15 protein-coding genes are annotated in these 14,620 nt (G+C 61.3%); 5 read left to right on the plus strand and 10 right to left on the minus strand.

What is annotated here, in order from left to right; translation table 11 throughout:
- Positions 1–11 precede the first annotated feature (11 nt).
- Entirely contained in the window at positions 12–476 is a 465-nt protein-coding gene (locus ABAC402_RS31565; RefSeq protein WP_023449795.1) for an Lrp/AsnC family transcriptional regulator, read from the plus strand.
- 505 nt (positions 477–981) lie between these two features.
- On the opposite strand, the gene ABAC402_RS0120270 is transcribed toward ABAC402_RS31565, so the two are convergent.
- The 4 genes from ABAC402_RS0120270 to ABAC402_RS0120275 form a co-directional block, all read right to left on the minus strand.
- Positions 982–1,629 carry a hypothetical protein gene (locus tag ABAC402_RS0120270; RefSeq protein ID WP_023449796.1) on the minus strand — a complete coding sequence of 216 codons (648 nt, stop codon included), beginning with the start codon at positions 1,627–1,629 and terminating at the stop codon, positions 982–984.
- Positions 1,613–1,840 (minus strand): helix-turn-helix transcriptional regulator, encoded by a 228-nt coding sequence (locus tag ABAC402_RS31570; protein ID WP_023449797.1) that lies wholly within the window; start codon positions 1,838–1,840, stop codon positions 1,613–1,615. The genes ABAC402_RS0120270 and ABAC402_RS31570 overlap by 17 nt, the downstream gene beginning before the upstream one ends.
- On the minus strand, positions 1,841–2,755 hold the full coding sequence (locus ABAC402_RS31575) for a CPBP family intramembrane glutamic endopeptidase (RefSeq protein ID WP_023449798.1): 915 nt from the start codon (positions 2,753–2,755) through the stop codon (positions 1,841–1,843). It lies immediately after the preceding gene.
- 275 nt (positions 2,756–3,030) lie between these two features.
- The gene (locus ABAC402_RS0120275; RefSeq protein ID WP_031235640.1) at positions 3,031–3,231 is read right to left on the minus strand and encodes a DUF465 domain-containing protein; all 201 of its coding nucleotides are present in this window, start codon (positions 3,229–3,231) and stop codon (positions 3,031–3,033) included.
- 173 nt (positions 3,232–3,404) lie between these two features.
- On the opposite strand from ABAC402_RS0120275, the gene ABAC402_RS31580 reads away from it, so the two are divergent.
- The 3 genes from ABAC402_RS31580 (at position 3,405) to ABAC402_RS40700 (ending at position 4,977) form a co-directional block, all read left to right on the plus strand.
- Positions 3,405–3,992, plus strand: coding sequence for a UbiX family flavin prenyltransferase (locus tag ABAC402_RS31580; protein ID WP_031235641.1), 588 nt, complete (start codon positions 3,405–3,407; stop codon positions 3,990–3,992).
- A complete protein-coding gene (locus ABAC402_RS31585; protein WP_023449801.1) occupies positions 3,985–4,473 on the plus strand; it encodes a TIGR02444 family protein in 489 nt (162 codons plus the stop codon). The genes ABAC402_RS31580 and ABAC402_RS31585 overlap by 8 nt, the downstream gene beginning before the upstream one ends.
- Before the next feature lie 111 nt (positions 4,474–4,584).
- Positions 4,585–4,977 carry a YdcH family protein gene (locus ABAC402_RS40700; protein ID WP_023449802.1) on the plus strand — a complete coding sequence of 131 codons (393 nt, stop codon included), beginning with the start codon at positions 4,585–4,587 and terminating at the stop codon, positions 4,975–4,977.
- 342 nt (positions 4,978–5,319) lie between these two features.
- On the opposite strand, the gene nagA is transcribed toward ABAC402_RS40700, so the two are convergent.
- The 6 genes from nagA to ABAC402_RS31615 form a co-directional block, all read right to left on the minus strand.
- Positions 5,320–6,462 carry an N-acetylglucosamine-6-phosphate deacetylase gene (gene nagA, locus ABAC402_RS31590; RefSeq protein WP_023449803.1) on the minus strand — a complete coding sequence of 381 codons (1,143 nt, stop codon included), beginning with the start codon at positions 6,460–6,462 and terminating at the stop codon, positions 5,320–5,322.
- Between the two features lie 91 nt (positions 6,463–6,553).
- Positions 6,554–7,627 carry an SIS domain-containing protein gene (locus ABAC402_RS31595; RefSeq protein WP_023449804.1) on the minus strand — a complete coding sequence of 358 codons (1,074 nt, stop codon included), beginning with the start codon at positions 7,625–7,627 and terminating at the stop codon, positions 6,554–6,556.
- Between the two features lie 11 nt (positions 7,628–7,638).
- Positions 7,639–8,379 carry a GntR family transcriptional regulator gene (locus ABAC402_RS31600; protein ID WP_023449805.1) on the minus strand — a complete coding sequence of 247 codons (741 nt, stop codon included), beginning with the start codon at positions 8,377–8,379 and terminating at the stop codon, positions 7,639–7,641.
- Positions 8,366–9,130 (minus strand): copper homeostasis protein CutC, encoded by a 765-nt coding sequence (locus ABAC402_RS31605; RefSeq protein ID WP_023449806.1) that lies wholly within the window; start codon positions 9,128–9,130, stop codon positions 8,366–8,368. The genes ABAC402_RS31600 and ABAC402_RS31605 overlap by 14 nt, the downstream gene beginning before the upstream one ends.
- The gene (locus tag ABAC402_RS31610; RefSeq protein WP_235079960.1) at positions 9,127–10,074 is read right to left on the minus strand and encodes a BadF/BadG/BcrA/BcrD ATPase family protein; all 948 of its coding nucleotides are present in this window, start codon (positions 10,072–10,074) and stop codon (positions 9,127–9,129) included. The genes ABAC402_RS31605 and ABAC402_RS31610 overlap by 4 nt, the downstream gene beginning before the upstream one ends.
- 53 nt (positions 10,075–10,127) lie before the next feature.
- On the minus strand, positions 10,128–11,438 hold the full coding sequence (locus ABAC402_RS31615) for a sugar MFS transporter (RefSeq protein WP_023449808.1): 1,311 nt from the start codon (positions 11,436–11,438) through the stop codon (positions 10,128–10,130).
- A 383-nt stretch (positions 11,439–11,821) separates the two neighbouring features.
- Here ABAC402_RS31615 and ABAC402_RS31620 point away from each other — a divergent pair, with 383 nt between their 5' ends.
- Entirely contained in the window at positions 11,822–14,470 is a 2,649-nt protein-coding gene (locus ABAC402_RS31620; protein WP_023449809.1) for a TonB-dependent receptor, read from the plus strand.
- Positions 14,471–14,620: the final 150 nt, after the last annotated feature.

The following is a 14,620-nucleotide window of genomic DNA, read 5'->3' on the forward strand; positions in this document are numbered from 1 at the left end:
AATTCAAAATCATGGCGGGTAGCGATAAATTTTCCGATCTCGATTCCTTTGACCGTGAACTGATCAAGGTTCTGCGTGGTAATGCACGCGCCACTTCGGCCGGCCTGGGCGAGGCCGTTGGCCTGTCGCCGTCGGCCGCCCACCGCCGGGTCAAGATACTCGAACAGAAAGGCGTTATCGCGGGTTATCGCGCCGTGATCGCCGAAAACGTCCAGGGTAAGCAGGGGACGGTCTTCGTCCATGTCACGCTGCAGGACCAGCGCCGCGAAACCTTTGAAAAGTTCGAACGCGCCGCCATCGCCTGCGCCGCCATCGAGGAATGCCATCTGATGTCGGGCGAGGCCGATTACCTGCTCAAGATCGTGTTGCGTGAAAGCCTGTCCTATGAAGATGTGCACCGCGACGTGCTGTCGACCATGCCGGGCGTGTCGAAACTGGTGTCGCAGTTCTCCATTCGCACCGTGAAGATGGCCTGACCTTGGCTTGGGCGGATCTGGACCTGGATGTCGTACCAACCAACGAAAACACTGAGACATCTACAGTAATACCAACCCACTTTGACTTTGACATTCTTTCCGCAAGGAGACCCCTCCGTCTCGAGCCTCGCCGGCAGGCAGCGCTACGATCTTCGATCTCCGCTTGCTCGCCATGGCACGGGCCACCCCGCTCCCCATCGAAGGGATGGGGAGGAGAAAAAGAATATGTTCAATGGTTTCTTCTCCTCCCCATTTCAAATGGGGAGGTGCCGAGCAAGCGAGCCCAAAGGGCGAAGCGCGTCGAGGCGGAGGGGTCTCCCTACTGTCGATGTGTCAATCTTTTCGTTGATAGGCATAAGACAAGGGGGCCTCTTACTATCGATTGATCACAGGTAACGGCCGTTGGTCTGCCGTACTTTTTGGCCTGCACCTTCCAAAGTCAGCCGGATGGCGCGAAGTGATTTATCTGCGGCGCAGTCTTCATGCCGCCCGCATTCGGGGGCGATCAACTCCGGCCCAACCGCCAGGCAATGTAGGACGATAGGACCAGATAGACAGCCATAGTCACCGTCATCAGGTCCCAGCTGCTCAGCGGCGGCACAAGGCTTAGCCGTTCGGCGGCAGCCCACAAGAACAGGGCGCCCTGCAAAACCCAGAAGTTGACGGCGCCCGTTTCCAGCATGGTGCGACGGTGAAATTCGTCACCGTGCCGCCACAAAAGCAGGTTGACGCCGCTCTGGGCGGCAAACACCAGCGCCAATACCGCATACAGCCCGATCGCCATGCCGTTTTCGATGGCTGCCTTCGATAGGAGCGGCACAGCGCCCAACACCAGACCGGCCAGCACGAGGGTCAGGCCCTGTAGCCACAACAGCCGCTTCATCAAGGGTTCCAGCCGCTTTGAGTCCGACTGGGTTATCAGGCAGCCCAACGGCTCGATCCCCCGGCTTATGAGGGTAAGCACACCGAGTCCGCACAGGGCCAGGGCAATGACCAGCGACAACTCGTCCGACCAGGGTCGATCACTTGCCGAGGTCTTGAGGAACCGACCGCCACCAAATCCGACCAGGGCGCCCGAGCCGGCCATGACAGCGATGAGGGCGAAACGCTTCCACAGCGCAGGCTTTTCGCCTGCTTCATTCTCCTTGAGCATCTTTGATGTCCTGTGCAGTAAAGGCCGGCTGGAAGAGCGCCTCCAGCGGCAGATTGAAAAGGTAGGCCAGTTTGAAGGCAAGCTCGAGACTGGGATCGTGCTTGCCCACTTCAATAGCGTTGACGGCCTGGCGTGATACCCCCAGTCGCTCGCCCAGTTCGCCCTGACTCCAGCCGCGCTGCATGCGTAAGTCCCTGACGGTGTTGCGCATTTACTTGTCAGTCTGGAGTTCGCCCAGCGCACCGGATTTTGGCGCGACGTCGACCATGGGGGGGAGGCGTCGCGCCAGCACCAGGACGATCAAGACCATGGCCACGGCGGCGAAGCCGACATCCCACCACAACAGATCTGGCGTCGTTTGCGTGATCAGTCCGGGCGCACCCTTGAAGACGTCTACACCGGAGACCACAATCACGGCGCCAAAGAGGTTGTTGATAAAGTGGGCACCGGCCGCAAAGGCGATGCTGCCCGTTCGCAGCGTGATCCAGGTAAAGGCGATGCCCATGGCGCCGGCTGAGACGGCTTGCGGGATGCCATTGGGAATATGCAGGGCCCCGAAGATCAGGCCGCCGACCAGGGTGACGAACCAGATATTGCGGTTGATCTTCAACAGGCCCTGGGTCACGTAGCCGCGAAAAATGTATTCTTCCGCGAAGGTTTGAATAAAAAGGGCGACGACGATCAAGCCGATAACGATGGGATCCACCGGAGTCAGCCGCAGGGTAAAGCCTTCAGGCCGCAAGCCATAGTCCACGGCAACATTTGCGATCAGCACAACCAGCCAGACCACCAGGCCCAGGACGAAACCGGCCCAGGTCCAGTTGCCCAGCAGGCGCATCGGGCTTTTGCGGTGAAGCCACATAACGCCAAGACCAAAGCCGATCAGCCATGCGCCGAAGCTGATGGCAATCAACGGGAAAAAGATCATGGGCTGGGACGGATCTGTCAATCGTGACTGCAGGTCGGCCATGGAGACGCCGGAAGCGACGACCACCATGACGTAAACCACCGAGACCACGGTCTGGATGACAAAAGCGATCAGAACGGCGACCAGGTAGCGCCAAAAGGCGTGACGGCCCTCGAGGGCGTGATCGAGAAAGGTCGGTTTAACAATAAAGGCCGGCATAACGGCTCCCCTGTAACGTTGACTGTCAGGTTAACCTGACAGATCGTCGCCGGGCTGTCAAGTATACCTGACACGTTTGTATGCGGAGCTTGTACACGGAATAAAAACCCCCGGCAGCGTCTTCGCTCCGGGGGTCTTTCGTCTTTCAAATTCCAGAGCGCAGTCCGATAAGGGGGCGCCACTTTTCGGAAAAATTGCGCGAAGAAAACCTGGAGCGGGGCATTGATTCCATCAAAACCCTGCTCCAGGGCGGCGCCATCCCGGCGCCGCTGCCGTCACTGCAGCATAGGTACGTCGACATCCTGTCGGATGTGGGCCTTCATGCGTTCAAGTTCTTCCTTGAGCTTAAGCTTCTTCCGCTTCAACTCCGTAAGGTATAAGGAGTCAACGGAAGGACTGCGTTCTTCACGCGCAATAATCGTTTTCAGGTTTTGGTGACGATGGTCGAGTTCACGAACTCTCGCTTCGATGGACATACGGCGGATCCTCATGTCTCAGGGGGGCTCCGGACCCCGTGTCCGGAAGCGGCTATTGGAACACCCGCGGGAGGCGAATGTGAAGTCACGATAAGTTACATTCGTTCACAGATGCTTGAGATACACGGTGCATGGCTTATTAAGGCTGCCTTGGGTAGCGGAGTGCTGAAATCTTGTCCAAAGTCGAACACAATCAAAAACTTATTGTTGCCATAAGCGGTGCTTCAGGTTCCGTGTACGGTATAACTGCATTGAGACTGCTGAAACACGCTGGGGTAGAAACGCACCTTGTCGTTTCCCGGGCTGCCGCGTTAAGTCTCAGCGCCGAAACAGACTTTTCCTTAAGCGATATCCAGGGCCTTGCCGATGTGGTCTATAAACCGGGCGATATTGGCGCAACCATCGCCTCAGGATCGTTCCGTACACTGGGTATGCTGGTGGCGCCGTGTTCGATTAAATCTCTGAGCGAAATCGCCACGGGCGTGACGTCCAGCCTGGTCTCGCGGGCGGCCGATGTCTGTTTGAAGGAGCGCCGGCGGCTGGTGCTGATGGTGCGCGAAAGTCCCCTGCATCTGGGCCATCTGCGCTCCATGGCGGCGGTGACCGAGATGGGTGCGATCGTCGCCCCGCCGATGCCGGCCCTCTATACCCGCCCGCAGACGGTCGACGAGATCGTCACCCAGAGCGTCGGTCGGGTATTGGACCTGTTTGGTATCGACGTCGATATCAAGCGCTGGCAGGGTATGCGCGGTGATGGCTGAGCCCTTCTGGGATTGGGCGGTTGCCGTCTATGGCCGGGGCAGCGTCGCTGAGGCCTGCCTGCGTCTGCAGGACGAAGGCGGGCACAATGTTCCGCTGCTGCTGTGGGCCGCCTGGGCTGGCGTTCACGGGGTGCGAATCGGTGATGACCTGGCCAGCCAGGCCGCCGCCATCGCCCGGGTCTGGTCGGACGAGGTGATTGTTCCTTTACGTAAGGTCAGGCGGCGGATGAAGGCGGCGCTCCATGATGGCGATGACCGCGATCGGATGACGGTGCGCAATCTGGTCAAGGCAACTGAGCTCGAAGCCGAAAAAGCCCTTATGGCGCAACTGACAGAGCTGGTGGTTCCCGGCGCCCTGCTACCGCCCGGCGACCAGGCGACGGCCATTTCGGAGGCACTGAGGCCGGTGGCAGGGGCGTGGTCGCCAGACCGTGATGACAAAGCCCTGGTGCAACTCAGTCAGGCCCTTACCAAGGGTTAAAATTTGCGCTATAGTGTGGCGGCTGGCGGCCGTCGGACCTTTTCCGATTGTCCTTGCGCATCAACCCCTTAAGCAGACATTAACTCTTGGGCAAGCTGGGAGTCGTTCCACATGCATGACGACACAAACATCCGATCCTTGCGCGGCGGCGACGGGCTGCATCTGGTCAAGACGGATGGCGACGTGACGAAGGGGGACGTTGAACGCCGGGTGGCCCAGCGCCAGGACGGCGAATCGCGCCTGGAACTGGTGCCGGATATCCAGCCGGACGACCTGGATCCGCGGGTACGGGAACTGCCGATCTCAGCCGAGACCGTCGCCTGGCGCGGCGAACTGGCCCTGCTGCGCCAGGAGCACAAGGATCTCGACGACGCCATCCAGGCTTTGGAGACCATGCCGGTGCCGGATCAGATCCTGATCGCACGGATGAAGCGCAAGAAGCTGGCCCTGCGCGACAGGATGTCGACGCTCGAAGACAAGATCCGTCCTGATATTATTGCCTGATACGTCGACGGCCCCGGGTCTTCAGTAAGTCGATCCACGGATTACACAGATTGCACAGATTTGCGCTTCGCGCATTTGAAATGCCGCTACCTGGAGCGGAATGGCTTTTGGTAGACTTTCCATCTCGCAGTTGAGTGGAATGTGTTTTGATGGAATCAAAACCCGGCTCTACGTTTTCGTTTTTGTCGCGCAATTTATCCGAAAACGGGAGCGCACGTGCGGCGGCGTCCACCTTAGCGGATTGCCCTGTAGACTTGCAGGGAGAGAACTCAATCTGAAAAAATCTGTGAAATCTGTGAAATCTGTGAAATCTGTGAAATCTGTGGACCAGCTTTCCTTTGCTTAAGCCGCCACCGCTTCGTCGGTTTTTGCACCGATAAAGGTGCCACGGACCTGAAGATCCCTATCCAGCCACACGATATCCGCCCGTTGGCCCGGTGCCAAAGCGCCACGCGCCGCCTGAAGCCCCAGGAAAGCCGCCGGAGCTCCCGCTGCCATCACCGCCGCCTGTTCGATCGGCACGCCGACCTTTTGCACGGTGTTGCGCAAGGCCGTCGCCATGTCCAGGTCCGAACCGGCAAGCGTCCCGTCCGGCCCGATGCAGACGCCGTTTTCGACATGGATCGCCTGGCCGTTGAGCACGAAGGTCTTGGTGTCCGAACCTACCGTCGGCATGGCGTCCGTCACCAGCATGAAGCGGTCGAAGGGCTTGGCGCGCAGGGCAATGCGCAGCACCGCCCAGTCGACATGGCGGCCGTCGGCGATCAGACCGCACCAGCTGTCGGGGTCTTCCAAAGCCGCGCCGACCACGCCCGGGGCCCGGTGAGTCAGTGGCGACATGGCGTTGAACAAATGCGTGAAACCGGTCACCCCGGCCTTTAGCGCCGATACCGTCTGGTCGTAGGTGGCATTGGTGTGGCCGGCGGCGATGATCACCCCGGCTGTGGTCAGTTCGTGAATATCCTCAGGCGTACAGTTTTCGGGCGCCAGGGTGACCAGAGTCTTGCCGGCCTTAAGACTTTTCAGCAGGGCCTTGGATTCAGCGTCGAGCGTGCGGAACATCTCGGGGTTATGGATGCCCTTGCGCTGCTTGCTGATAAAGGGGCCTTCGATATGGATGCCCAGTACCCCGGGCACGCCCGAAGCCATGGCCTTCTCGACGGCGCGCATGGCGCTGTCGATGACATTCAATTCGTCGCTGATGAGGGTCGGCAGGAAACCGGTGGTGCCATAGGTGCGGTGGGCCCGGCCGATGGCGGCGATGCCGTCGACATCGGTCTGGTCGTTGAACAGCACGCCACCGCCGCCATTAACCTGGGTATCGATGAAGCCGGGCAGCAGATAGCCGCCGCCGGCGTCGATGATTCGACCCTGCGCACGCACGTCTCCGATGTCGACGATGGTCTCGCCGTCGCAAACCAGCGACCCGGCGACAATGCCAACCGGTGTCACGACCTGCGCGTTGGTGAAGGTTACAGAGCTCATGAGCATATTTCGCCTTCGGGCGAAAATGCCCATGATTGTTTCCGGGTCGCAATTCCTGACGTAAACGTGGCGACCACTTTTCCTGAATTGCTCATACGGTCTTGGTCACTTTGTTGAGGTGCGGCGGAGAATCGGGGTTGAGGCCGCGCGCCAGGGACAGGCTGTTGGCCAGGCGATAGAAGCTGGCGATCTGAAGAATGGGTTCCAGAGCGGCGACGGCGCTGAGCGCCGGCAGGTGGGTGGTGCCGGCAATCCCGATGTCCAGGTCTTTGGCAGGATTGGCCAGCAGGACCGACGCGCCGCGTTGGGCGAACTCGGCGCAGACGTCGCGTACGCCGTCGCCGGCCGTGTCGGAGGTGGCGAAGGCGAGGATCGGGAAGCCGTCATTGACGATGGCCATCGGGCCGTGGCGGACCTCGGCAGCCGAGAAGGCCTCAGCGTGCAGGGCGCAGGTCTCCTTCAGCTTCAGCGCTGCCTCCTGGGCAACGGCAAAGCCATAGCCGCGGCCGATAACGAACAGGTTGCGCGCCGGGGTCAGCGCCGGAAGGGCCGCCGACCAGTCGAGCGCGAACGCCTTGTCGAGCTGGCCCGGCAGGTGGCTCAGGCCGTCCGACAGGTCACGGTCGTCCGACCAGGCAGCGACGATGGCGGCCAGTCCGGCCAGGGAGGTGATGTAGGACTTGGTGGCGGCGACCGATTTTTCCGGTCCGGCCTTCAGCGGCAGCAGTTCATCGGCCAGGGCGGCAAGCGGTGAGTCCTCATCGTTGACCAGGGCAACGACATAGGCGCCGGCCTTGCGGTGGGCCTCAACCGAAGCCAGCAGGTCGGGCGAACGGCCCGATTGCGAGATGGCAATGCAAAGCGAGTCGGCAGCGACGACCGGGGCGGCATAGATGGACGATACCGACATGGCGGCGGTCGAGGTCGGCACCCCGGTCAGCGTCTCGATCAGGTACTTGCCGAAGGTGGCGGCATGGTCGGACGAGCCGCGGGCGACGGTGGTCACCGAACGCGGCGGTTGGGCCTTAAGCCGGGCGCCAAGACGGGCCAGGGCGGGCCGGTTGTGCTTCAGGAAACGTGCGACCGCCGCGCCGCCTTCAGCGGCTTCGGAGAACATCAAGGTCTGGCCTGCCTCGACAGGGGCAGTGAGGGTGGGGGAGGGCATAAGGTTGGTCCTTAACTGATGTCGTTCAACTCGGCGACCACATCATAGGCATCGCCGCGGTAATAGGATTGGGTGAATTCGGCGGCGCGGCCGTCCTGCAGGAAGCCGCGGCGTTCGATGAACAGGCCGGGATCGCCGGGCTTGACACCCAGTCGTTCCGCCTGCTCGGCATTGAAAGCGATGGCCCGCAGCCGTTGCAGGGCGCGGACGGGACGATGGCCGGTGCGTTCCAGCGCCTCGTAAAGTGAATTGGCCACCTGTTCGGTCGAGGCCAGGCAATAGCCGGGAATGGTCGAATGTTCCAGTGCCATGGTCGTGCCGTCGGCATAACGCACCCGATGGAAGCGGTAGACCAAAGCACCGGGTGAAAGCCCCAGCGACAGAGATTCCTCCGGCGTGACCGCGCCGGCGGACTTGCTGACCCATTCGGAATGGGGTTTGCGGCCGCGCGAGATCATGTCTTCCGAGAAGGAGGACAGCTTTGAAAAACTCTTTTCGACCCGACTGGCCACAAAGGTGCCGGCGCCGCGCCGGCGCGTCAGCAGGCCTTCGGAGACCAGACCGTCGATCGCCTTGCGCACGGTGATGCGGGACACGTCGAAGTCTTCGGCCAGGTTGCGCTCGGGGGGAATGGCGTCGTCCTGATGCAGTTGCCGGCGGGTGATGGCCTCGCGCAGCGCCCGCTGCAACTGAAGGTACAGTGGCGCCGGGTCTTCCTTGCTGAGATGGCCGACGGAATCAGCAAACGACATGACTATCCTCTCGAGGTTTGGCCTCATGGGTATCAAGGGCGGCGCGCAAGGCGGCAACCAGCCCCGGGTCGGTGTCGCGCTGCTCCGGTGCGACGTAACCCAGGTCGACCGCACGCGGACTGCGCAGCGGAACCTGTGAGCTGCACGAGGCGTGAAGGGCTTTGACGCCGGACATCAGGATAGCGCCGGCATTGGCGGCGGTGACACCGGCGCCGGCCAGGATTTCGATGCGGCCATCAGCCTGTTCAACCAGATCGCGCAGCCGGTCGACCCCGGCCGGCGCAGATCGGGCCCCGCCGGAGGTCAGGACGGTGTCGAAGCCGAGCGCAATCGTCGTTTCCAGGGCTTGCGACAGGTCGGGCGCCAGGTCGAAGCTGCGGTGCAGGGCCGTTTCCAGGCCATAGCGCCGGGCTTGGTGCATCAGGCGGTCCAGGACCTCGATATCCAGGCGGCCGTCGGCATGGTTGGCGCCGAAAACGACACCGGCCAGACCGATGCTGGCGGCGGCTTCTATGTCATGACGCATGACGTCCAGTTCGTCGGCCGAATAGATAAAGTCGCCCGCGCGCGGGCGGACCATGATGCGGGTATCCAAACCGGTCTCCAAAGCCAGCCGCATCAGGCCGCTCGATGGCGTCAAACCGCCGACGGCCAGGGCAGCGCACAGTTCAATGCGGTCGGCGCCGCTCATCGCGGCGGCACGAACACCGGCCGCCGTATCGACGCAGACCTCGAGCAGGTAGTCGCTCATCCCGTGACCTTTGCGGGTGTCAGTCCGTTGGCATGACCCTGGGCCATCAGGATGGCACCCTCCAGGGCGTCATGCTCGGGTTCGGCCAGCACGGCACGCGCCGCCGGCGACAGCCATGGCTGGAAGACCGGTGCCATGCCGCCAACCAGGCAGACACTTTTCGCGCCGATTTCATTGAGGCGGGCAATGTAGCGGCCCATGAAGCGGGCCTGCTGCTCGACCAGGGCGACGGCGACCGCGTCGCCGGCATCGGCAAATTGCATCACCATCGGCGCCAATTGGCCATAGTCCCTGGGGCGGGCGTCGGTGACGAAGTGGACAATGTCGGTGGCGGTGCCAAAGCGGGCGATCACGGCACGGGTAAAGTCCGTTGTCGGCGCCATACCGTCCTGACCATCAAGCGCGGCGCGCAGGGCGTCGCGCCCGAGATCCGCCGCGGAACCGTCGTCGCACAGCTCGAAGCCCCAACCGCCGACCTGGATGCCCTTTCCGCCGACCCAGGCATAGGCGGCGCTGCCGGTGCCGGAGATCAGGATACCGCCGTCGCGGCCGGAAAAGGCGCCCAGCACGGCCGTATGGGCGTCGGATGACGCTTCGCAGCGGCCAAACCTTGGTCCGGCGGCGATTGTGCGGGCGGCGTCACCGGCGTCGGAGATACCGGCCAGGCCGAGGCCCAGCGACATCTTGCCGAACACAGCGCTGTTGCGGCCCGGCCCGGCCCCGGCATTGACGAGCGCCTGATCGATGGCCGTCAGGATGTTGTTCCACACCAGATCGAGACCCAGGCGGATATTGCCCGATCCGCCCTCGGCTTCGCCGATCAGGACACCTTGGGCATTGCGCAGGCGGACGCGGCACTTGGTGCCGCCGCCGTCGACGCCGGCAAAGATCTGGCAGTCTGGGATCTGGCAGTCTGGCATCTGAAAGGCGGAACTCTGGTTCATGACCGGTATCATACGCGAATCGAAGGACATTTTTGGCTCAAGCTTGACGGGGCTCAGAACTCGGCCGCGCTGGCCTTGGTCCTCGCATCCGCCGCCGCCTTGCCTTCGCGGCCGGCGATCAGCCCGAAGATCAGGATGTAGGCGTAGCAGGGTACCATGAGGATCACGAAGACCAACTGGAAGTCCATGCTCTCCTTGAGGTAGGCAAACAGCCACGGGATAACGGCGCCGCCGGCGATACCCATGACGAGCAGGGCGCCGCCGAATTCGGTCAGCTTGCCCAGGCCGCGGATGCCCAGCGGGAAGATGGCCGGCCACATCATGGCGTTGGCAAAGCCCAGCGCGGCCACAAACAAGACCGAAGGGAAGCCCTTGGTGAAGAAGGCGCCGGCCGTCAGGATGATGCCCAGGATCGCCGAAAGGATCAGGTAACGTTCCTGGCTGATGAAGCGCGGAATCGTTATCAGGCCGACGACATAGCCGACCAGCATGGCGACCAGGGTGAAGGAGGTGAAGAACTTGGTCTGGTCCAGCGGCATACCGAAGCTGTTGCCATAGGTGGTGATGGCGTCACCGGCCATGACCTCGACCCCGACATAGGTGAAGATAGCGAAAAAACCGAACAGCATCTGGACGATCGCGCCGCCTGTGCTTTTGCCCGAGGAGGGGTTGGCATCGTCGCCAATGGCCGGCAGAGGGGAGAACCAGGTCGCGACGGCCATCAGGGCCAGGAATGCGGCTACCACCATGTAGGGTGTGTGGATGCGGGCGGCGAAAGAATTCAGGATGGCGTCGCGGACCGCCGGATCGGTGGCAGCCTTGACCTCGGCTTCAAGACCGCCGACGCCGTGCAGGATGTAGGTCCCGACCAGGATGGGCGCCAGGAAGCCGGCGAACTTGTTGAAGATGCCCATGACAGCGATGCGTTGGGCGCCAGACTCAATCGGCCCCAGGACGGAAATGTAGGGATTGGCTGCCGTTTGCAGGATCGACAGGCCGGCACCGATGATGAAAAGTCCCGTCAGGGCGCCTTCGAAGATGCGCATGGTGGCGAACTGACCGAAACAGGCCGCGCCGATACCCATGACCAGAAGACCCAACGCCATGCCTCGCTTCATACCCGTCTTGCGCAGGATAAAGGCCGAGGGCAAGGACAGGAAAAAGTAGGACAGATAGAAGACCGAGGGCACCAGGAAGGCGTCGACATCACTGAGGTTGAAGGCCAGCTTGACGAAGGTGATCAGCGGCCCGTTCAGCCACGTTACGAACCCGAAGATAAAGAACAGCAGGCAAAAGAGAAAGACAGCCCCCCAGGGTGTCTTTTGCGGTGCTGTGGCGCCGGTGGCGATTCCGGTCTCTGACATGTTTTCGTTCCCTGATAATACCAATTCTTGCAACTGGTATGGCTGAGTTCAGGCCAAAAAGCAAGAAGCGACGTCAAAAAACAGACATTCTGCGCGGAAGGCTTTGAAAACAAGGCTTTCGCACCCGGGAGGCCGGCGCATTGCGCGACAAAATTGTCACATTGGCGCCGTATCGCTGACCCAAAGCAAGGCCAATGTAAAAAATTATTGACATATTTCTAGAATCAACACACCGTTTACTCCGCTAAAGGTATGCTCTTGGTATTTATTGGTTACCTACTGGTACTGTAAATGCCCCTGTCCAAAGCTATTCGCGGCAATAAAATGCTTCCGAGGCGCGCCACAGCCGCTGGCGGCAAGTAACTGAATAGGGAAAGAATTCAATGAAGTTTCAACGCAAGGTCCTGATGATGACAGGCGCGGCCACCCTGGCCCTGGCCATGTCCGCAGGCATCACCTCCGCGTCCTGGGCCCAGGACGCAGCCGCTACAGACGACTCGACCGTCGTCGTCGTCACCGGCATCCGCAAATCGCTGCAAAGCGCCCTGCGCCAGAAGAAGAGCTCGGATGGCGTCACCGAAGTCATCACCGCCGAAGACATCGGCAAGTTCCCGGATAAGAACGTTGCCGACTCCCTTGCCAGGGCGACAGGCGTAAACGTTGTCACCGGTTCGGCCAATGCCGGCGGTTTCGGCGAAAATGAACGCATCTCGATCCGCGGCACCGACCCGACCCTGAACCTGACCCTGATGGATGGCCACAACATCGCCACTGGCGACTGGTTTGTGCTGGACCAGACCAATGGCGGCCGTTCGTTCAACTACACCATGCTGCCGTCGGAAGTTGTCGGCTCCGTCGAAATCATCAAGGCCTCGCGCGCCGACCTGCCCGAAGGCGGCATCGGTGGCACGGTCGACGTCCATGTGCGCAAGCCCCTGGACCTGCCGGCTGGCACCTTCGCTGTTTCGGCCCAGGGCATGTACGCCACTCTGGCCGACGAATGGTCACCCAACGTGTCGGGCATGTACAGCTGGAAGAGCGACAACCGCGACTTCGGCTTCCTGATCGGCGCCTACTATGAAAAGCGTCAGTTCCGCCGCGATGGCCAGGAAATCCTGGGCTACACGCCGCAGGCCAATTTCGCCGGTTCGGGCCAGACTCTCCTGGTGCCGTCGCTGATCGGTTCAGCCTATTTTACCCAGGAGCGCATTCGCCAGGGCGTCAACTTCATGACGCAATGGAAGGGTGAAAACCTCGACATCGCCTTCTCGGGCCTGGTCACGCACCTGGGCGCTGACAACGAAAACCACAACTTCATGCTGTGGGGTTCGCGCCTGGCTGGCCAGACCCCGACGAGCTACACCACTTCGAACGGCTACGTCACCTCGGCCACCTGGGACGCGGCCGATGCCGCGGCCGCGGGCGGTTCGATCGTCCAGGACGACATCTTCCGCAAGGCCCACTCCAGTACCTACGTGCTGAACCTCGATGTCGGTTATGACTTCACCGAGAACTTCTCGATGAAGGCGCAGGTCGGCTTCACCTCGGGTGAGGGTGTCACCGACGACACCGCCGCATGGGAAACCTACTGGGATAACGTGGGCGCCAGCTATACCCTGGGCAACCCGATCACCCAGGTCAGCTTCCCGGGCCTGGGCTCGGACCCGACGGCCGCGACCTACCTGAACAACAAGTACAGCTGGTCGTGGGGCGGCACGATTTCGTCACCGGACACCGAAGCCTATGCCAAGCTCGATTTCCGCTATGACTTCGACAGCGGCATCTTCAAGTCGGTCCTGTTCGGCACCCGCTATACCGACCACCAGCGTGATCTGAACTACCTGGCCTATGCCTGGGCCGGCAATGGCGCCAACGGCGGCACCAGCAATGTCGACCTTGGTACCGTCTTCAAGGGCGGCGTGACGCCGGATAACTATGCCGACGGACTGGGCAACATCCCCGGCTACTCCTACGCTGACGCCGACGCGGTCTATGCCTATCTTGACTCGAACAATGGCGGCCGGAGATTTGCCTTCTATCCGCCGCTGAGCTTTGGCGTAAAGGAAAAGACGACGGCCTATTATGTGATGGGTAAGCTGGCCGGCGACAACTGGCGTTCGAATGTCGGCCTGCGCGCTGTCAAAACGCAGACGGCCTCGACCCAGTGGTCTGCCAATGCGGCGGTCAAGACCGTCACCAACGTCTTTGGCTCGTGGGGCTCAGAAACCACCGAAAAAGAATATTGGGATTACCTGCCCAGTGCTGACCTGACCTACGACCTGGGCAATGACGTGCTGATCCGTGCCGGCGCCGCCAAGGTCATTACCCGGCCGGGCTATGCCCAGCTGGCCGGCGCCTTCTCGCTGGTCGACTCAAACCTTACCGGTACGGCGGGCGGCAATCCGAACCTGGAGCCTTATCGCGCCTGGCAGTACAACCTGACGGCCGAATGGTATTATGCGCCGCAGTCGCTGCTGTCGTTTGGTGTCTTTAACCTGGACATCGACAACTACATCACGACCGAAAGCTTCCAGCAGTTCTTCCGCACCCAGCAGACCCCCAATGGCGCCAACTTCACGCTGTCGGGTCCGGCGAACGGCGGCGAGGCGACGGCCAAGGGCTTTGAGTTCAACGCCCAGCAGCCGTTCGGCGATACCGGCTTCGGTGTCATCTTCAACTACACCTATGTCGACGCCAAATACGACAATGGCAAACCCTTGGATGGCAATTCGAAGACCACCTACAATCTGACGGGTTACTACGAAAACGACAAGATCAGCACGCGTCTGGCCTATAATTTCCGCTCGAAGTTCAATTCGGGCAGCGATCGTGGCACGACGATGTGGCAGGACGACTACGGCACGCTGGATGGCTCCTTCAGCTACAACGTGACCGAAAGCGTCGCCCTGACGGTTGATGCCCAAAACCTGCTGCATGAGAAGCTCTACTACTTCGTCGGCGATCCCAGCATCCCGCGCGCCTACTACGACAACGGTCAGTCCTTCTATGTTGGCGCCCGTTTGAAATATTGATTGCGTAAAGCGTTACCCGGGCCGGAGGTGTGGCACTTCCGGTCCGGAATCTTCTGGTCCGCCGTCGTCTTCCCAATGCGGTGCTGACCGGTTGCCGGGGTTTTCGATCCTGTGTTTGCCGCCCTTCTGGCGGACGCGATCCCGGCATGA

Origin of the sequence: Asticcacaulis sp. AC402, assembly GCF_000495835.1 — a bacterium.
In the GTDB taxonomy this organism is placed as follows: Bacteria; Pseudomonadota; Alphaproteobacteria; order Caulobacterales; family Caulobacteraceae; genus Asticcacaulis.